The sequence below is a fragment of the Pseudomonas sp. CFBP 8758 genome, assembly GCF_014841725.1.
Taxonomy (GTDB): Bacteria; Pseudomonadota; Gammaproteobacteria; order Pseudomonadales; family Pseudomonadaceae; genus Aquipseudomonas; species Aquipseudomonas baltica.
Genome location: NZ_JACYUK010000006.1, coordinates 262,083 through 278,669 on the forward strand (window position 1 = coordinate 262,083; position 16,587 = coordinate 278,669).

20 protein-coding genes are annotated in these 16,587 nt (G+C 62.9%); 16 read left to right on the forward strand and 4 right to left on the reverse strand.

What is annotated here, in order from left to right:
* Positions 1-96 precede the first annotated feature (96 nt).
* From IFT75_RS15195 to IFT75_RS15225, 7 genes are read left to right on the forward strand one after another with little or no spacing between them, the layout of a single operon-like run.
* Positions 97-1,269, forward strand: a complete 1,173-nt coding sequence (locus tag IFT75_RS15195; RefSeq protein ID WP_192055470.1) for a phage tail sheath protein — start codon at positions 97-99, stop codon at positions 1,267-1,269.
* A 44-nt stretch (positions 1,270-1,313) separates the two neighbouring features.
* A complete protein-coding gene (locus tag IFT75_RS15200; protein WP_192055472.1) occupies positions 1,314-1,829 on the forward strand; it encodes a phage major tail tube protein in 516 nt (171 codons plus the stop codon).
* Positions 1,830-1,856: 27 nt separating this feature from the next.
* Complete coding sequence (locus IFT75_RS15205; protein WP_192055474.1) at positions 1,857-2,174, forward strand: phage tail assembly protein; 318 nt, start codon at positions 1,857-1,859, stop codon at positions 2,172-2,174.
* Between the two features lie 8 nt (positions 2,175-2,182).
* Entirely contained in the window at positions 2,183-2,305 is a 123-nt protein-coding gene (locus IFT75_RS15210) for a GpE family phage tail protein (RefSeq protein ID WP_192055475.1), read from the forward strand.
* Entirely contained in the window at positions 2,298-4,856 is a 2,559-nt protein-coding gene (locus IFT75_RS15215; RefSeq protein WP_192055477.1) for a phage tail tape measure protein, read from the forward strand. The genes IFT75_RS15210 and IFT75_RS15215 overlap by 8 nt, the downstream gene beginning before the upstream one ends.
* A 5-nt stretch (positions 4,857-4,861) precedes the next feature.
* A complete protein-coding gene (locus IFT75_RS15220) occupies positions 4,862-5,302 on the forward strand; it encodes a phage tail protein (RefSeq protein ID WP_192055479.1) in 441 nt (146 codons plus the stop codon).
* A complete protein-coding gene (locus tag IFT75_RS15225) occupies positions 5,299-6,501 on the forward strand; it encodes a phage late control D family protein (protein WP_342214380.1) in 1,203 nt (400 codons plus the stop codon). The genes IFT75_RS15220 and IFT75_RS15225 overlap by 4 nt, the downstream gene beginning before the upstream one ends.
* A gap of 61 nt (positions 6,502-6,562) precedes the next feature.
* On the opposite strand, the gene IFT75_RS15230 is transcribed toward IFT75_RS15225, so the two are convergent.
* From IFT75_RS15230 to IFT75_RS15240, 3 genes are all read right to left on the reverse strand, one after another.
* Positions 6,563-7,267 (reverse strand): hypothetical protein, encoded by a 705-nt coding sequence (locus IFT75_RS15230; RefSeq protein ID WP_192055481.1) that lies wholly within the window; start codon positions 7,265-7,267, stop codon positions 6,563-6,565.
* Between the two features lie 67 nt (positions 7,268-7,334).
* Positions 7,335-7,523: a hypothetical protein gene (locus IFT75_RS15235; RefSeq protein WP_192055483.1), complete on the reverse strand. Its 189-nt coding sequence runs from the start codon at positions 7,521-7,523 to the stop codon at positions 7,335-7,337.
* Positions 7,524-7,603: 80 nt separating this feature from the next.
* On the reverse strand, positions 7,604-7,942 hold the full coding sequence (locus IFT75_RS15240) for a helix-turn-helix domain-containing protein (protein ID WP_192055484.1): 339 nt from the start codon (positions 7,940-7,942) through the stop codon (positions 7,604-7,606).
* A gap of 84 nt (positions 7,943-8,026) precedes the next feature.
* On the opposite strand from IFT75_RS15240, the gene IFT75_RS15245 reads away from it, so the two are divergent.
* The 7 genes from IFT75_RS15245 to IFT75_RS15275 all read left to right on the forward strand — a co-directional run bounded on the left by IFT75_RS15245 (position 8,027) and on the right by IFT75_RS15275 (position 13,183).
* Positions 8,027-8,239, forward strand: a complete 213-nt coding sequence (locus IFT75_RS15245; RefSeq protein WP_192055486.1) for a DNA-binding protein — start codon at positions 8,027-8,029, stop codon at positions 8,237-8,239.
* Entirely contained in the window at positions 8,239-8,730 is a 492-nt protein-coding gene (locus IFT75_RS15250; RefSeq protein ID WP_192055488.1) for a YmfL family putative regulatory protein, read from the forward strand. Before IFT75_RS15245 ends, IFT75_RS15250 begins: the two co-directional genes overlap by 1 nt.
* A gap of 49 nt (positions 8,731-8,779) precedes the next feature.
* Positions 8,780-9,064: an ogr/Delta-like zinc finger family protein gene (locus tag IFT75_RS15255; RefSeq protein ID WP_192055490.1), complete on the forward strand. Its 285-nt coding sequence runs from the start codon at positions 8,780-8,782 to the stop codon at positions 9,062-9,064.
* The gene (locus IFT75_RS15260) at positions 9,061-9,417 is read left to right on the forward strand and encodes a hypothetical protein (RefSeq protein WP_192055492.1); all 357 of its coding nucleotides are present in this window, start codon (positions 9,061-9,063) and stop codon (positions 9,415-9,417) included. The genes IFT75_RS15255 and IFT75_RS15260 overlap by 4 nt, the downstream gene beginning before the upstream one ends.
* 112 nt (positions 9,418-9,529) lie before the next feature.
* Entirely contained in the window at positions 9,530-12,256 is a 2,727-nt protein-coding gene (locus tag IFT75_RS15265; RefSeq protein ID WP_192055641.1) for a toprim domain-containing protein, read from the forward strand.
* Between the two features lie 75 nt (positions 12,257-12,331).
* On the forward strand, positions 12,332-12,688 hold the full coding sequence (locus IFT75_RS15270; protein ID WP_192055494.1) for a DUF7673 family protein: 357 nt from the start codon (positions 12,332-12,334) through the stop codon (positions 12,686-12,688).
* A gap of 219 nt (positions 12,689-12,907) precedes the next feature.
* Complete coding sequence (locus IFT75_RS15275; RefSeq protein ID WP_192055496.1) at positions 12,908-13,183, forward strand: pyocin activator PrtN family protein; 276 nt, start codon at positions 12,908-12,910, stop codon at positions 13,181-13,183.
* Here IFT75_RS15275 and IFT75_RS15280 read toward each other — a convergent pair.
* Positions 13,158-14,309: a site-specific integrase gene (locus tag IFT75_RS15280; protein WP_192055643.1), complete on the reverse strand. Its 1,152-nt coding sequence runs from the start codon at positions 14,307-14,309 to the stop codon at positions 13,158-13,160. The two genes, IFT75_RS15275 and IFT75_RS15280, sit on opposite strands and share 26 nt — an antisense overlap.
* Before the next feature lie 102 nt (positions 14,310-14,411).
* Here IFT75_RS15280 and dusA point away from each other — a divergent pair, with 102 nt between their 5' ends.
* Positions 14,412-15,422: a tRNA dihydrouridine(20/20a) synthase DusA gene (gene dusA / locus IFT75_RS15285; protein ID WP_192055498.1), complete on the forward strand. Its 1,011-nt coding sequence runs from the start codon at positions 14,412-14,414 to the stop codon at positions 15,420-15,422.
* A gap of 180 nt (positions 15,423-15,602) precedes the next feature.
* Entirely contained in the window at positions 15,603-16,532 is a 930-nt protein-coding gene (gene tal, locus IFT75_RS15290) for a transaldolase (protein ID WP_122477480.1), read from the forward strand.
* Positions 16,533-16,587: the final 55 nt, after the last annotated feature.

Sequence of the window (16,587 nt, forward strand, 5' to 3'; positions counted from 1 at the left end):
TCGGGTGTAACCACCCCCACTACACACGGGCTAACTCGCGTTTGCCAAGCCCAAGCGACAACCTAGCGCTGTCTCCAACAGCACAGGCTCGCCAACATGGCCACCGACTACCACCACGGCGTTCGCATCGTCGAAATCAACGAAGGCTCGCGTCCCATTCGCACGGTGGCTACCGCTGTGGTGGGGATGGTTTGCACCGCTGACGACGCAGACCCCGCCGTCTTCCCGGTGAACAGGCCCGTACTGCTCACCGACGTCCTCACCGCGAGCGGCAAGGCCGGAGTGAAGGGCACATTGGCGAAAAGCCTGGACGCTATCGCCGGCCAAGCCAGCCCGCTCACCGTTGTGGTTCGCGTGGCGGCCGGTAACGACGCCGCTGCAACTGCCGCCAACGTCATTGGCGGCGTCACTGCGAGCGGGCAATACACCGGCTTGAAAGCGCTGCTGGCGGCCGAGGCCCAGCTGGGAGTGCGCCCGCGCATCCTCGGCGTCCCCGACCTGGACTCTCTGCCGGTCGCCACCGAGCTGGTGGCCATCGCTCAGAAACTGCGAGGCTTCGCGTACGTCAACGCGTGGGAGTGCGAAACAGCATCGGACGCGATGGCCTATCGAGAGAATTTCGGCGCCCGGGAACTGATGACCATCTGGCCAGACTTCGTCGGCTTTGACGGCGCTACCGGCGGTGCTGCACCTACATCGGCCGTTGCTCGCGCACTGGGCCTGCGGGCTAAGCTGGACCAGCAGGTGGGCTGGCACAAAACCCTGTCCAATGTGGCGGTGAACGGCGTCACCGGCCTGAGCAAGGACGTCTACTGGGATCTGCAGAACCCGGCCACCGATGCGGGCCTGCTCAACGCTGCAGGCGTCACCACCTTGATCCGCCGCGAGGGCTTCCGTTTCTGGGGCTCGCGCACCTGCAGTGCGGATCCGCTGTTCGCCTTCGAAAGCTACACCCGCTCCGCCCAGGTCCTGGCCGACACCATGGCCGAAGCGCATTTCTGGGCTGTGGACGTGCCGCTGCACCCCAGCCTGGCCCGCGACATCATCGAGAGCATCAACGCCAAGTTCCGCGAGCTAATACGCGGCGGGTATCTGCTGGGCGGCGAATGCTGGTACGACGAAGCCGCCAACGACAAGGACACCCTCAAGGCCGGCAAGCTGTTCCTGGACTACGACTACACGCCCGTCCCGCCGCTGGAAGACCTGACCCTGCGCCAGCGCATCACCGACCGCCACCTCATCGACTTCGCCAGCCGCGTCAGCGCCTGACCTCTCGCCCCGCGTGGCTGCGGCCGCGCCATTGGAGCCTGCCCATGGCCTTGCCCAAGAAACTCAAGAACATGAACCTGTTCAACGACGGCGTCAGCTACGTCGGCCAGTGCAAGAACGTCACCCTGCCCAAGCTGGGCCGCAAACTGGAAGCCTGGCGCGGCGGTGGCATGGACGGCCCGGTCAAGGTCGACCTGGGCCACAGCGACGACGGCCTCCAGCTGGAATGGACCCTGGGCGGCTGGGACCTCACTGCGCTGCGCCAGTACGGCGCCGTCTCGGCCAGCGGTGTGCTGCTGCGCTGGGCAGGCTCGGTACAGCGCGACGACACCGGCGAGGTGTCCGCGGTCGAGGTGGTGGTGCGCGGCCGGCACGAAGAGATCGACCTGGGTGAATCCGAGTCCGGCGAGGACACCGAGCACAAGTTCACCACCACCTGTACCTACTACAAGTTGACCATCGACGGTAACGAAGAGATCGAGATCGACCTGCTCAACTTCGTCTTCAAGGTCAACGGCGACGACCGCCTGGCCGAACACCGCAAGGCCATCGGCCTGTAACCCCTTCCCTGCAAACGAGCCCTGACCATGACCACCGAAGCCTCGCAAACACCGAACCCGAACGTCGTCACCCTGGACACGCCCATCAAGCGCGGCAGCGTCGAGATCAACGAGGTCACCCTGCGCAAACCCATGGCCGGCGAGCTGCGCGGCGTGACCTTGGCCGATCTGCTGCAGATGGACGTGCTGGCCCTGCGCAAGGTCCTGCCGCGCATCAGCAAGCCCGCCCTCACCGACCAGGAGCTGGGCCAGATGGACCCTGCCGACCTGGTGCAGCTGGGCGGCGTGGTCACCGGTTTTTTGTTGCCGAAATCGGCGAAGACGGACGCCTCCCTCGGTGCGTAGATGACGCCATGGCCGACATTGCCGTGATCTTTCACTGGGGCCCCGAGGCCATGGCGCCGCTGTCGCTCACCGAGCTGATGGCCTGGCGCGAGCGGGCACGGGTGCGAAGCGGGGCCAAGGACGATGGATAAGCTCAGGCTGCAGGTGCTGCTCTCGGCCGTGGACAAGGTCACCGGCCCGCTCAAGCGGATCCGCGGCGGCAGCCAGGTCACGGTGCAGGCGCTCAAGGCTGCGCGTGACCAGGTCAAGGCGCTCAACGCCCAACAGGCCGACGTGGCCGGGTACCGCAAGCAACAAGCGGCGATCGCTGGCACCTCGCAAAAGCTGGTGGACGCCCAGACTCGGCTGCGAGAGATGCGCACCGCGCTGCGCCAGACCGGCGAAGCCGCCACGGGCAAATTTCGCACCGACTACCGCAAGGCGCATGAAGCGGTGCGCGACCTGACCCTCAAGCTGCAGAACCAACGGCGCAACCTGGCGCCGCACGCAACGCGTCTGCGCGAAGCGGGCATCGCCGTGGGCCAGCTGGGGCAGCATGAGGGCCGGCTCAAGCAGCAGCTGGACGCGGCCAACCGCTCGCTGCTGCAGCAACAGGAGCGGCTGGCGGCGGTCACGCGGCGGCAGCAGGCCTTGACCAAGGCCAAGCAACTGCATGATCGCCAGCAGCGCTTCGTCGGCAGCATGGCGGGTGCTGGCGCGGCAGGTGTGGCCGGTGCGAGTGCACCGTTGTACGCCGGTGCACGGCTGCTGACGCCGGGGCTGGAGTTCGAGGCAGGGGTCAGCCGGGTTCAGGCCATCACTCGGCTTGAGCAGGATGCGCCTGACCTCAAGGCGCTGCGCGATCAAGCGCGCGAGCTGGGCGGCAGCACCAAGTTCACGGCGGGCGAGGCCACCGGGGCGCAAGGTTTTCTCGGCATGGCCGGCTTCGATCCCAAGGCGATCCAGGCGGCCATGCCGGGCATGCTGGACCTTGCCGCTGCGGGCGGTACCGAGCTGGCCGAGACCGCCGACATCGCCTCCAACATTCTGTCCGGCATGGGCCTGCACGCCTCGCGCATGGGCGAGCTGGGCGATGTCCTGGTGGGCACGTTCACCCGCTCCAACACCGATCTGCGCATGCTCGGCGAAACCATGAAGTACGCCGCGCCCATGGCCAAGACCTACGGCATCGAGCTGGAAACCGCCGCAGCCATGGCCGGCAAGCTGGGTGACGCAGGGCTGCAGGGCAGCATGGGCGGCACGGCGTTGAGCAGCATCATGAACCGGCTGGCCGCGCCGCCGAAAATGGCCGCCAAGGCGCTCGAGCAACTCAACATCACCACCGCCGACGCCCAAGGCAACCTGCGCCAGCTTCCGGACATCCTCAAGGAGATCCACGACAAGACCGCCGGCATGGGCACGGCCGTGCGCGGTGGCTTGTTCAAAGCGATCGCCGGCGAAGAAGCGGTCAAGGGCATGGCGCACCTGGTGGACCAGGCCGGCAGCGGCGAGCTGCAACAGCTGGTGGCGACCTTGCGCAAGACCCAGGGCGAGTCGGCACGCACCGCCCAGGTGATGGCCAACAACCTCAAGGGCGACCTCACCACCCTCAAGAGCAGCTGGGAAGACCTGGGCATCGAGCTCGAAGGTCAACAAGACCACGCCCTGCGTGACCTGGTGCAGTCGATCACCGAGCTGGTGCGCAGCACCAAAGCCTGGGCGCAAGAAAACCCCGTGTTGGTCAGCGGCCTGGTAAAGGCTGCCGCCATCACCGCCGGCCTGGCCCTGGCTTTCGGCACCGTGGCCTTGACGTTGGCGGCGCTGCTGGCGCCGATGATCGTGGTGCGCCTGATGTTGGCCAGGCTCGGCATTCACCTGCCGGGGCTGCTCGGCCTGTTCTGGAAGCTAGCCACCACCGTGCTGCCGTTCGTGGCCAAGGCCCTGTTGATGGTCGGCCGCGCCTTGATGCTCAACCCTGTTTCACTGGTGCTGGGGTTGCTGGCCGGCGCCGCCTACCTGGTCTACCAGAACTGGGATGCGGTCAGCGGCTTCTTCAGCAGCACCTGGGCCGAGATCCGTGCAGGGTTCAGTGGCGGCGTCGCCAGCCTCCTGCAGACCTTGGCCAACTTCAGCCCGATGGGCCTGCTCTATCGCGCCTTCGCCCAGGTGATGCAGTACCTGGGCGTGGAGCTGCCTGACCGTTTCACCGCCATGGGCGGCCAATTGATGGACGGCCTGGCCAGCGGCATCACCCGCAAACTGAGCGTGGTGCGCGAAGCCATCAGCGACATGGGCCAGGCTTCCGTCGACTGGTTCAAAGACAAGCTGGGCATCCACAGCCCCTCGCGCGTGTTCGCAGAACTGGGCGGCCACACCATGCAGGGCCTGAGCAACGGCTTGACCGAGGGCGCATCGGGCCCGCTGCAGGCCGTCGCCAGCGTCGGCAAACGGCTGGCCCAGGCCGGCGCGCTGTCGGTCGGCCTGGCCAGCGCCGGCACTGCCGTGGCGGTGGACAACCGGCCGCCGATACCGGCCGCGGCAACGCCTGTGGTGCAGGTCGCCGGTGACACCATCTCGATCCAGATCCAACCCGCACCCGGCGCCGACCCTGCCGCCATCGCCCGCGCCGTGGCCGCCGAGCTGGACCGCCGCGACCGCGCCAAGCAAGCCCGGGCGCGCAGCGCCTTTTCCGATCAGGACTAAGCCCCATGATGATGGCCATCGGCATGTTCATTTTCAGCCTGGAAACCCTGGTCTACCAGGAGCTCCAGCGCCAGACCGACTGGCGCCACGGCACCACCTCACGCATCGGCACCAACCCGGCCCGCCAGTTCCTCGGCCGCGGCGAAGACGCCATCACCCTCCCCGGCGTTCTGCTGCCCGGGCTCAAGGGCACACCGCTGAGCCTGGACACGCTTCGCTACATGGCCGACAGCGGCAAGGCCTGGCCGCTGGTCGAAGGCACCGGCCGCGTCCTGGGGCTGTGGGTGATCGAGAGCATCAGCGAAACCCGCACGCTGTTCTTCCGCGACGGCGCCGCGCGGCGGATCGAGTTCAGCATCGCCCTCAAACGCATCGACGACGGCCGCGTCGACCTGATCGGCAGCCTGCTCGGCGCGGCAGGTGATGTGTTCAGGCGCGCCCTGTGAAGTGGCCAGATCTGGGGGCCCACCCGGTGCCCCTCTGCCGTCTGCTGGTGGACGGTCGCGACATCACCTCGACGCTGATGCCGCGCCTGGTCAGCCTGCAGCTGACGGACAACCGCGGGCTCGAGGCCGACCAGCTGGACGTGACCCTGTCCGACCATGACGGCGCCCTGGTGATCCCGCCTCACGGCGCCAGGCTGCAACTGTGGCTGGGCTGGAGCGACAGCGGCCTCATCGACAAAGGTGTGTACGTGGTCGACGAGACCGAACACAGCGGCGCGCCGGACGTGTTGAGCATTCGCGCGCGGGGTGTCGACCTGCGCGCCGGCTTCAAGGCCCGCCGCGAGCGCAGCTGGCATGCCTCGACACTCGGCCAGATCGTGCAGCAGATCGCCACACAATACGGGCTAACGGCGGCCATCTCGCCGGCGCTCGGCGCACACCCCATCGCTCACCTGGACCAGGCCAACGAATCGGACGCCAACTTGCTCACCCGCCTGGGCCAGGCCTACGACGCGCTGGCCACCGTCAAGGCCGACCGCTTGCTGTTCATGCCGATCGGCGCGGCCACCAGCGTCAGCGGCGTGGCCCTGCCGCACGTCACCCTCACCCGCCTGGATGGCGACCAGCACCGCTACCTGCAGGCCGATCGCGATAGCTACAGTAGCGTGCGTGCCTTCTACTACGACGCCAACAGTGCCGAAAAGAAGCACGCCATCACCGGCGAGGGCGACAACTACAAGGACCTGCGCCACACCTACGCCGACCGCGACAGCGCCCTGGCCGCCGCCCGCGCAGAACTGCAACGCCTGCAACGCGGCTCGGCCACGCTCAGCTACACGCTGGCCAAGGGCCGACCCGAGTTGATACCCGAGCTGACCTATTCGCTGCTAGGCGTAAAGGATGAGATCGGGGCCATCGTCTGGCTGGGCGGCAACGTCTCCCACGACTTCAGCAGCGATGCGTTCGTCACGCGCCTGGAGCTGGAATCAAAGCTGCCGGATGGCGATGAGATAGCGGAGCTGGCCACCGATGAGGGCACGTATACGGGGGTTGTGGCGTACTACCGGGATGAACGCGGAGGGCAGAAGTCGGTGACCCAGGGCGATCAGACGAAGGCGAAGCGATTGGTACAGTTGTATGCCAACAAGGGCAGTGCTGTACGGGCGGTTCAGCGCGAGTTCGGGCGTTTGAAGATGTGAGCGGATGAAGGCGTTACGAGAAAGCACGCGAGGCTGTGTGAACAGCCTCGCGTTGCGGGGCTTAGACTGGCTCGGCGTAGAACCAGGTGCCAAGCGTCCCCATCTTGTGGGCACTCAGGCGAATGTTACCGAACTGGACTGGTTTGTCCTCAAGCAGCAAAGGTAGCTTCTTCATTACTTCTCCCACCGACGCCCCAGGAACGGCCGCACTAAGGGCTGCGCTGGTCAGAAGGATGATTTCGAAGCCGGAGGCATGGGTGCCATCCCCTGTACCGACTACGGTGATGGCGTTGATCTGACCGCTATGTTTGTCCAGGCTCAAACTGATGCCAACCAGCGGGCTGAGCATAATGGAACGTGAGTCGTTTACCTCGCCTCGTTTGACCGGCTCGGCCTCGATTTGGCTTGTGTGCTCCGCCTTTTTCAGCGTTTGCTTAAGTCGCTCGAGGTATCGCTTGTCGTCGAAACCGAAAGTCTTGCTGGCAGCTGGAGGCGATGCAGACACGGGTTCAGACGCCGTGTCCTCGGCAACGGCCTCCACAGCTGGTGGCGTTGAAACATCGCTGGTTTCCCCAGCCTGCCGCGCCTCGATCAAGCCCACCCCCAGCGCCAGCACCACCACGAAAAATGCCGCAACGGTCCCCAAGGTACCGCTCACCAGCTGACTCACCCCCCAACCCCAGGCCCGCCTGCGATACATCCGATACAGCTGTACCCAGACCACACCCCAGACGATCAATGCCGCCAGAAAAACTACAAAATCCATATTGTCTTCTCCACCGCTGCCGCTGCGGGCAGTCCCTCATTGATGACGCTCGATGACGCGCGAGCCTTCATTTGCGACGTGTGTGCGCAAAGGCAGCAGCAATACGCTGCAGGTGCGCCTTGTCGCCATCAGACGATTCGCGGAAGTGCGTGAGCAGGGTGAGTTCTTCACGTACGACGATGAAGCGCCCTGCGGTGCGCGGGCGCGGTCGTTTTCTGCAATCCATTTTGCGAGACATCCGGGTCACTCCATTCATGTTGGAGTACCGGAGAATTGGCAACGGGAGGGGCGTGGCAATCGGACTGGGTCGACGCGATCCTGGTGAATCGATACCAATTATTTGCTACTGGCAGCGGCCATGGCTTCAGCCACGCGCATCACCGCGCCCTGATCATCTGCACCCAGGCTGCGCAGCTGCTCGATCAGACGTTGCTCGGTGGCATTGAGGGTCTCGACCGCGCCGGGGGTGGGCTGACCGGTGAGTACGAACGTGATGTCCAGGCCCAACTCGCCAGCCTTGATCAAGTACTGAGCACCAGGCTCGCTGCCGCCCGCTTCATAGGCCGCCTGGGTCCGCTTGGACACGCCAAGCTGCGCGGCAAACAGTTCCTGATTCATGCCCAAGCGCTTGCGCTCGGCCTGCAGGCGCTCACCAATCATCTGTGAAAGATGCAATTATTTTCATCTCCGCTATTTACAAGTGCAGATTTGTGCATCATTCTTCGCTCGTCGCCACATGATATTGCACGGATCTGCACTATGCCCAATGCCACTACACCAGAGCAAGCACGCCTCCAGGCCCGTCAGGCCTTGGAGCGACGCGGGGAAACCGTCATGGCCTTCGCCGAACTGCACAGCCTGAACCCCAGCACCGTGTACGCCGTGTTGAGTGGCCAAAACAAAGGCCGACGCGGCGATGCACACAAGGCTGCGGTATTGCTGGGGATCAAGGACGGGGAGATCACAAACTAATGGCCTCCAAACGAATAGCCAACCAGAGCCTCACCCGGCCCGTTCTAGAAACCCGTCGCCAGGTGGTCAGTGCAGTTATCTGCGCCTACCCCGGCGGCCGCGAATGCGCCGCCGCCCGCCTCGGCTTGCCGTTGAAGAAATTCGACAACCACGCCTACGAAAGCGCCGGCAGCCGCCCGCTGACCGACGAGCAGATCCTGCTGCTCGAGCAGGAAGCGGGCACCCACTACCTGGCCGACTACATCACCGGCCTGTACCGCGGCGTCTTCGTGGCCCTGGCCGATCCGGAACAGTTGGACAACCTGGACCTCTACGCCCGCTCGGTGAAGACCGCCGCCAAGCGCGGCGCCGTCGACGCCATGCTCGCCGAGGCGCTCAAGGACGGTGCGATCGACGCCCGGGAAATCGAGCAGATCCTTGCCGCCCACCGCGCCCACGTGGCCGCGCGGCATGAAGAGATCAATGCAGTGATCACCCTGCATCGGCAATGAACCTGGACTTAGCAAGCGGTGCCGGCACGAAGGTTCGGCGGGGAGAATTATGAGTACCTACAAGCTGGTGTGCCCCCATTGCGGCGGCGTCCTGCGCATCCGGACCAGCGTGGGGCAGCACATCTTCCTGCGCACCGCCTACCTGCAGTGCTGCACCGTGGCCTGCGGCGCGACCTTCCGCGGCCAGTTCGAAATCACCCACGAAATGAGCCCCTCAGGCATGCCCAACCCCACGGTGCAGCTACCGGTGGCCCCGCAATCCCTGCGCCGCGAATCGATGCGCAAGGACGATGAAACACAGATGGATCTACTCGACCTGGAGAATGCGTCATGAATAGCGTGATCGATGCGATGGAATACCGCGAAACCATGCAGCGGGCAGCCCTGGCTTATCTCAAGCGCCACCAGAAAGAACATCTGGACCACGATGACCAGCTGTTCAGCCGCACGATCACCCACTTGCGCCTCGCCCTGGGCGTGCCCGAGCACCTGGCAGAGTCGCTGGCCGGGCTGGCCTACAGCGAACTTCGCGACACCGCCGATGAGCGAATGCTGGACGTCAGCCGCAGCACCGGAGCGACTGCCGTACTGACCGACCCCCTCACGGGCAATGTGTACACCCTTCCGGTCGCGCTGATTTTTCAGCACCTGATCGATGGTCGCGCACTCCCTCGATCTGCCCTTTGATACCTGATTGTTGAGCCGCTCGCCGCTGGTGGCCTACCTGTGCTGGCGGCAAAAAAAGTCTGATAGGCGCTCTCAAACACAGCCTCGACACAGCGAACTGATCCCGATGGAAATGGAACACAGGCTGCGAGCCAACGTCATCCAACGCCTCGAGCGTGACTACCAGCTCAAGCACATGGCCGGCACCCAGTACATGCGCAAAGGCATCTGCCCAGCACCTCACTGCGGCCAGAAAACGCTGTACACCTTCCACTATTCACCTTGGATGCTGATCTGCGGACGCCCGGAAAAATGTGGGCACCGCGTGCATGTGAAGGACATCTACGACGACCTGTTCAACGACTGGAGCAAGACCGCCCCGTCAACGCCGGAAAACCCACAGGCCACGGCCCGCGCCTATCTGGAATTCGCACGCGGCTTCAAATACGAGCTGATCGCCGGATGGTTTACCCAGGAGAACTACTGGGACCATCGTCTGAACGCCGGCAGCGCCACAGTACGGTTTGCTTTGGAGAAAGGCGGTTACTGGGAGCGGCTGATCGACCAGCCCGAACGTTTTGGCAAAATGAAGGCGCGCTTTCGTCCTACGGGCGATGGCCTTCCAGGCTACAAAGGCGTGTGGTGGTGCCCGCCCAGCGTCGACCTGCTGGAAGAGAACGAACTGTGGATCACCGAAGGCATCTTCGACGCCATCGCCCTGCTGCACAACGCCGTGCCTGCCGTATCCATGATGTCGAGCGCGCCCTGCCCGACCGAGTCTCTGAAAGCCCTGATCAAACTGCACCACGACGCCGACCGGCGTTTGCCTCACCTGGTGTGGGCCCTGGACAACGAACCGGTGGCCAAGGCCAACATGCGGCGCTGGGCCAAGGAAGCTCGCGCGCTAGGCTTCACCTGCTCGGCGGCCCTGGTCCCACAGCAGCAAAACGGCAGGAAGCTGGACTGGAACGATCTGCATCAGCGCTGGCAGTCGATCGAGGACGAGGCCAAACGTACTGATCGCATCGAACAAGATCTGGACGAAGCGCGCCATCTGGGCGACCTGCTGCTTGCGGACTCTGCCGAGGAAAAAGGTTTTCTGATCTACCAGCGCGATGAGCGCAAGGCGTTCCACTTCTCGTTTCAAAAGCGCCTGTACTGGTTCCAGCTCGACCTCGAACAATACGACCGGGCCGTCAGCGACCTCGACAGTTCGGAGCGCCACGACGACCAGTTGCTGACCGATGACCAGCGCCGGCACAAAGCCCTGCGCCAAGCCGGAGCGGTGAGCCGCATATCCAACTGCAACTTCCAGGCGCTGTACTACATGCGCAACGACTTGACCGACGAGGCCTGGTACTACTTCCGCATTGAGCGCCCACAGGGGCCTGCCATCAAAAGCACGTTCACGGCCAAGCAACTGACCTCGGCACCCGAGTTCACCAACCGCTTGCTCAACGTCTCCAACGGAGCAATGTTCGAAGGCAGCGCGCAACAGCTCAAGCGCATCCTCGGCCCTCAGCTCGACTGCCTGAAAACCGTCAACACCATCGAATGGATCGGCTACTCGCGAGAACACGGGGCCTATGTATTCAACGATCTGGCATTCGCCAGCGGCAAGCTGCAGAAGCGCAACAAGGAAGACTTCTTCGACCTGGGCAAACTCAGCATCAAGTCGCAGAGCCAGTCGCCAGTGCTGCAGATCAATCCCGACCTGAACGACTACAACGAAGGCTGGTTCGAGGTCTACTGGCGGTGTTTTGGAGTCCAAGGAGTGGTCGTCCTGGCATGGTGGCTGGGCGCTCTGCACGCCGAGCAGATTCGCCAGATCCACAAATCGCTGATGTTCCTGGAATTGGTAGGCGAAGCAGGTTCAGGCAAGACCACACTGGTAGAGCTGCTGTGGAAACTGGTCGGCCGCACCGATTACGAAGGCTTCGACCCCTCCAAAGCAACACCGGCAAGCCGGGCTCGCAACTTCTCTCAGGTAGGCAACCTGCCGGTGGTGCTCATCGAATCCGAACGCGAGCAGCGCGAAGGACAGCCGGTCAAGCACTTCGACTGGGACGAACTGAAAACCGCCTACAACGGCCGCAGCGTCCGTTCCACCGGCGTGAAGAACAACGGCAACGACACCCACGAACCGCCGTTCCGCGCCGCTCTGCTGATCGCGCAGAACAACGCGGTAAATGCCTCCGAACCCATCCTGCAGCGCCTTTGCCATGTTCACCTGACCCGCGAGCACCACACCCCGGAAACCAAACAATTCGCCGAACAACTCGAACGCATGCCGATGGACCGAATCAGCGGCTTCCTGGTGAAGGCGTTGACGCGCGAGGCCAACACGATGCGGATCATGGAAGACAACACCTCGGGCTACGAGCAGGAGCTGCTGGCACTGCCCGACATCCGCACGGTGCGCATCGCCAAGAACCACGCTCAACTACGCAGCCTCGTAGACGCCCTGGCCGACATCGTCCCTTTGGGTGAGCAGCGCAAGGCTTTGGCCCATGCCGAGATCAAACGAATGGCCGTGGAGCGTCAACAAGCGATCAACGCCGACCACCCCACAGTGCGTGAATTCTGGGACCTGTACGACTTTCTCAACGGCATGGACGAGAAAGGCGCCCTCAACCATGCCCGCAAGGACGGGCTGATTGCCGTGAACCTCAACGAGTTCGTCGAGACAGCCGCCAACAAGCGACAACAGGTGCCGGTCCTCAGCGATCTGAAACGCCTGCTCAAAACCAGCAAGTCGCCCAAGTTTCTGGAATCGAACAAGCCTGTGAATTCCGCGCGAGCGCTGGACGCATTCGACAAGCCGAAAACCATCCGCTGCTGGGTCTTCCAGGGCGTGTAGGCAACGCAACGACAGACGCAGAAAACACCCCGGCCAAGCGCTGCAACGCAACGGCCCATTCAAAGGAGAAGCACCATGCAATCACACCACTACTGCCCGGCCAGCCAGATCGCGGCACTGCTTCAAATCGAAGGACGGGAGCGCCCTGCCATAAGGTCTGCAGGTGTCGCCGCACTCAACCGATTGCTCCTGGTTGCCCAGCGCAACACAGGCCAAAGCCGAATCATCGGCAGGTTTCTGCTGAGCCTCTACAACGGCCATGCGTTCCCCTTCCCCCTCACAGATCTGCGAAGCGTGGACACGACGTTGTTCGACGACTGCATCGCCTTATTGAACATGGATCGATGCCCAGAGAAAGAGGTGCACGAGTACTTCGAGAATGGCGACGCGTTGTGGTCGCAACTGAAGACAGATTGGGCGGCAAGGGATTAACGGACGGCTCAAAGCCAAAAGAAGTGGTGGCGTGGGGCTGCAACCCCCGCCACCGACCACCTCAAGGAGAAGCACCATGCAAATGAAGCAACCCCGAGGCGGCGCCGCGAAGGCTATCACACTGTGGTGGACTTCCAGTGCCGCACCAACATCTGGTCATCAACTCGATCGTTCGCTGATCGGTCATGCGGTCACCTACCCCACTATGAGCCAACCATCATGAATACCGCTTTTATCTTGATGGCCCAGTATGACGGCCAGGCCATCATCCCTCTCGAACTGGTGTGCCGCGATTACTTCACTCATCTGACGCCGGAAATGTTCCAGCGCAAGGTCATGAGCGGCCAGATCAAACTGCCGATTACCCGCATGGAAACGAGCCAGAAGTCGGCCAGAGGTATCCACCTCAGTGACCTGGCTAGTTATCTGGACCTGCAGCGCGCCGCTGCGGTAAAAGAACACTGCCAGCTCAACGGTTTAAAACACGCCTATTGAGCCATTTCATCGAAGCGGCGCCCAACTGGACGGGCGCGCTGACGATTTTTTCAAGCCAGGCCCACTGCGCATAGCGATCGCCCTGACCTCGCAAGTGCGTATAACGCCGCAGCGAGTTCCAGTCCCGGTGGCCCGACACGCTGGCCACCCGCGGGATATCCCACGCCATTTCGAACAGCCTGCTTACCCCTTCATGTCGAAGGTCGTGAAAGTGCAGATCCGCGATGATCAAAAACTTGCAGGCTTTAGCCCAGGACGTGGAAATCGACTCTGGACTGTAGGGGAATATGTCAGCTCCGACCCTCGGCATGGTCTGCAGAATCTGCCACGCCTCATCAGGCACATAGCACCAGACGTCATTGCCGATCTTCTGCCCCGGGTTCTTCATGTCACGCACCAGGACACGTTGCCCGGCCTCGTCGATATCGGCCCAGCGAATGCGCGTAATCTCGTCGAGCCGACGTGTCGAGAACAAGGCAAAGCCCACCACTTTCAGCATATTGATGACACTTGGGCGGCGCGCCTGCATGTCCTGGTAGTGCTGCAGAATTTTTTCTAGCTCATGCAACGTAGGGCGGCGGTCGCGCTCTCGACTTTTCAAGTTGTAGCCCAGCTTGCGCAGCACGCGCCTCGCGCCGCCCATGGCCAGCGGATCGACGTGGTAGCCCCAAGCATCCCTAGCAATCGAAAGCACAGCCCCAAGATGCGCAAGGTCGTTGCCGGCAGTCTGCGGCTGCACGCTGCCGCCTTCGACGCTCATACGCCACAGGGCATAGTCGACCAAGGCCTGGGTATTGATGTCTGCGTCGCTCAGCCCGCCGAAATGCGAATTGCCGATCGCGGTGAGCGTGCCCCGCTTGGTCTTGCCCAGTGGCCGGGCTTTTTCCACTTCGACCAGGTAGCGATCGATCATGTCTTTGACGCTGACACCCGTGCGGGAGAGACGCGCGATAGCGCCAGGCTCATCGAGTTCAGCCTCCCGTCGACGTGCCCAGACCTGAGCGGCCTGTTTTCGGGCGAAAGTCTGGCTCTCTTGATAGACTTGCTGCCCTTCACGGGCCAAGCGGATCTGAACGGTATAACTGGCCGTTCCATCGGCTCTGAATCGCTTTCTTATCGTAGCCATGGGCAACTGGTACACGTCAGTTTTGGACTGGTACATTGTACCAGTGACCCCTAAAAAACGTCCGAAAACGCCCGAAAACTGGTACAAAACGCGCAGAGTAAAATGGTACAGAATGTAGCTGAAACGCCCGCCACGCCTAGCCTGGAGCCCTCCCGCCGCTTTAGCGTGGCACCCATGATGGATTGGACCGACCGCCACTGTCGCTACTTCCTGCGCCTGCTCTCGCGGCACACCCTGCTCTACACCGAAATGGTCACCACCGGCGCTTTGCTCAATGGCGATCACGAGCGCTTTCTGCGCTACGACGATGCCGAGCACCCCATCGCGCTGCAGTTGGGTGGAAGCACGCCGGCCGATCTGGCCGCTTGCGCGCGCATGGCGCAGGCGCACGGTTACGACGAGGTCAATCTGAACGTGGGCTGTCCCAGTGATCGTGTGCAGAACAACATGATCGGCGCCTGCCTAATGGCGCATCCTGCGCTGGTGGCCGACTGCGTCAAGGCCATGCGCGATGCGGTGTCGATTCCGGTCACGGTCAAGCACCGCATTGGAATCAATGGGCGCGACAGCTATGAGGCGCTGTGCGATTTCGTCGGACAGGTGCGCGAGGCAGGCTGCCGCAGTTTTACCGTGCACGCACGGATCGCCATCCTTGAGGGCCTGTCGCCCAAGGAAAACCGCGACATCCCCCCGCTGCGCTATGACATTGCCGCGCGCTTGAAGGCGGATTTCCCGGACCTTGAAGTGATACTCAACGGCGGCATCAAGACGCTGGAAGCCTGCGCCGAGCATCTGCAGACCTTCGATGGTGTGATGCTGGGACGCGAGGCCTATCACAACCCATACCTGTTGGCTCAGGTCGACCAACAGTTGTTCGGCAGCGACACGCCGGTGATCAGCCGTTTCGACGCGCTGCGGCAGATGCGGCCGTACATCGCCGCGCATATCGCCTCAGGCGGCGCCATGCACCACGTTACGCGGCACATGCTCGGCTTGGGTACGGGCTTTCCCGGCGCGCGCAAGTTCCGTCAACTGCTGTCGGTGGATATCCACAAGGCCGATGACCCGCTGGCGCTGCTCGATCAGGCCGGGGCATTGCTCGAAGGGCGCTGATCGCCCAACGATGCATCATTGACCCGATAGGAGCGCATACTCGATCCATTGAACCGTCGCGCGGCGCGACACTCGAACGTAGGTCTTTCCGCCGCCCTCCCCCTGCTGCACGCCCTTGGCCCTTGAGCCGGACGCAGCGCTCGGGTAACGTCATTCATTCGCACAGGACAGAGCACGCTCATGACTTCCAAGCTGGAACAACTCAAGCAAATGACCACCGTGGTAGCCGACACCGGCGACTTCGACGCCATCTCCAAGCTCAAGCCGGTCGACGCCACCACCAACCCGTCGCTGCTGCTCAAGGCTGCCTCGCTGGAAGCCTACAAGGACATGCTGCGCAAGACCATCAGCGACAGCAACGGTGATGTCGGTCTAGCGTCGGACACTTTCGCGGTCGCCGTGGGTACCGGGATCCTCAAGGCCATCCCCGGCCGCATCTCCACCGAAGTCGACGCTCGCCTCTCTTTCGACGAGCAGGCCCTGCTGGCCAAGGCCAGCCAGATCATCGACCTGTACGAAAAGGCCGGTGTCGGTCGCGAGCGTGTGCTGATCAAGCTGGCCTCCACCTGGGAAGGTATCCGCGCCGCCGAGAAGCTGGAAAAGGCAGGCATTCAGTGCAACCTGACCTTGCTGTTCTCCTTCGCCCAGGCACAGGCGTGCGCCGATGCTGGTGTGTTCCTGATCTCGCCGTTCGTGGGTCGCATCTACGACTGGTACAAGAAATCCACCGGCCAGGAATACACCGGTTCCGACGATCCAGGCGTGCAGTCGGTGACGCGCATCTACAACTACTACAAAGCCAACGACTACAAGACCGTGGTCATGGGCGCCAGCTTCCGCAACATCAACCAGATCGAGCAGTTGGCCGGTTGTGATCGCCTGACCATCAGCCCGGAACTGCTGCACAAGCTGGCTGAAGATGAAGGCACGCTGGAGCAGAAGCTCAAGCCAGGCAATGCCGGCGAACCCAAGCAGATTCTGACCGAGGCGCAGTTCCGCTGGGCGTCGAACGAAGACGCGATGGCCACTGAAAAGCTGGCTGAAGGCATTCGTCAATTCGCTCGCGATCAGGAAAAACTCGAAACCCTGCTGACTGCCAAGGTTTCCTGATTCCAGTCTGCCGCACACAAAAAAAGGCGACCGCAAGGTCGCCTTTTTTTATAGC

Excerpts from the sequence above, each read along its gene's own strand:
- dusA (WP_192055498.1), top strand. The coding sequence starts at position 14,412 with ATGGTACAGAATGTAGCTGAAACGCCCGCCACGCCTAGCCTGGAGCCC.
- IFT75_RS15260 (WP_192055492.1), top strand. The coding sequence starts at position 9,061 with ATGAATAGCGTGATCGATGCGATGGAATACCGCGAAACCATGCAGCGG.
- IFT75_RS15195 (WP_192055470.1), top strand. The coding sequence starts at position 97 with ATGGCCACCGACTACCACCACGGCGTTCGCATCGTCGAAATCAACGAA.
- IFT75_RS15215 (WP_192055477.1), top strand. The coding sequence starts at position 2,298 with ATGGATAAGCTCAGGCTGCAGGTGCTGCTCTCGGCCGTGGACAAGGTC.
- IFT75_RS15245 (WP_192055486.1), top strand. The coding sequence starts at position 8,027 with ATGCCCAATGCCACTACACCAGAGCAAGCACGCCTCCAGGCCCGTCAG.
- IFT75_RS15255 (WP_192055490.1), top strand. The coding sequence starts at position 8,780 with ATGAGTACCTACAAGCTGGTGTGCCCCCATTGCGGCGGCGTCCTGCGC.
- IFT75_RS15205 (WP_192055474.1), top strand. The coding sequence starts at position 1,857 with ATGACCACCGAAGCCTCGCAAACACCGAACCCGAACGTCGTCACCCTG.
- IFT75_RS15200 (WP_192055472.1), top strand. The coding sequence starts at position 1,314 with ATGGCCTTGCCCAAGAAACTCAAGAACATGAACCTGTTCAACGACGGC.
- IFT75_RS15250 (WP_192055488.1), top strand. The coding sequence starts at position 8,239 with ATGGCCTCCAAACGAATAGCCAACCAGAGCCTCACCCGGCCCGTTCTA.
- tal (WP_122477480.1), top strand. The coding sequence starts at position 15,603 with ATGACTTCCAAGCTGGAACAACTCAAGCAAATGACCACCGTGGTAGCC.
- IFT75_RS15280 (WP_192055643.1), bottom strand. The coding sequence starts at position 14,309 with ATGGCTACGATAAGAAAGCGATTCAGAGCCGATGGAACGGCCAGTTAT.
- IFT75_RS15235 (WP_192055483.1), bottom strand. The coding sequence starts at position 7,523 with ATGAATGGAGTGACCCGGATGTCTCGCAAAATGGATTGCAGAAAACGA.
- IFT75_RS15230 (WP_192055481.1), bottom strand. The coding sequence starts at position 7,267 with ATGGATTTTGTAGTTTTTCTGGCGGCATTGATCGTCTGGGGTGTGGTC.
- IFT75_RS15265 (WP_192055641.1), top strand. The coding sequence starts at position 9,530 with ATGGAACACAGGCTGCGAGCCAACGTCATCCAACGCCTCGAGCGTGAC.
- IFT75_RS15275 (WP_192055496.1), top strand. The coding sequence starts at position 12,908 with ATGAATACCGCTTTTATCTTGATGGCCCAGTATGACGGCCAGGCCATC.
- IFT75_RS15210 (WP_192055475.1), top strand. The coding sequence starts at position 2,183 with ATGGCCGACATTGCCGTGATCTTTCACTGGGGCCCCGAGGCCATGGCG.
- IFT75_RS15220 (WP_192055479.1), top strand. The coding sequence starts at position 4,862 with ATGATGATGGCCATCGGCATGTTCATTTTCAGCCTGGAAACCCTGGTC.
- IFT75_RS15270 (WP_192055494.1), top strand. The coding sequence starts at position 12,332 with ATGCAATCACACCACTACTGCCCGGCCAGCCAGATCGCGGCACTGCTT.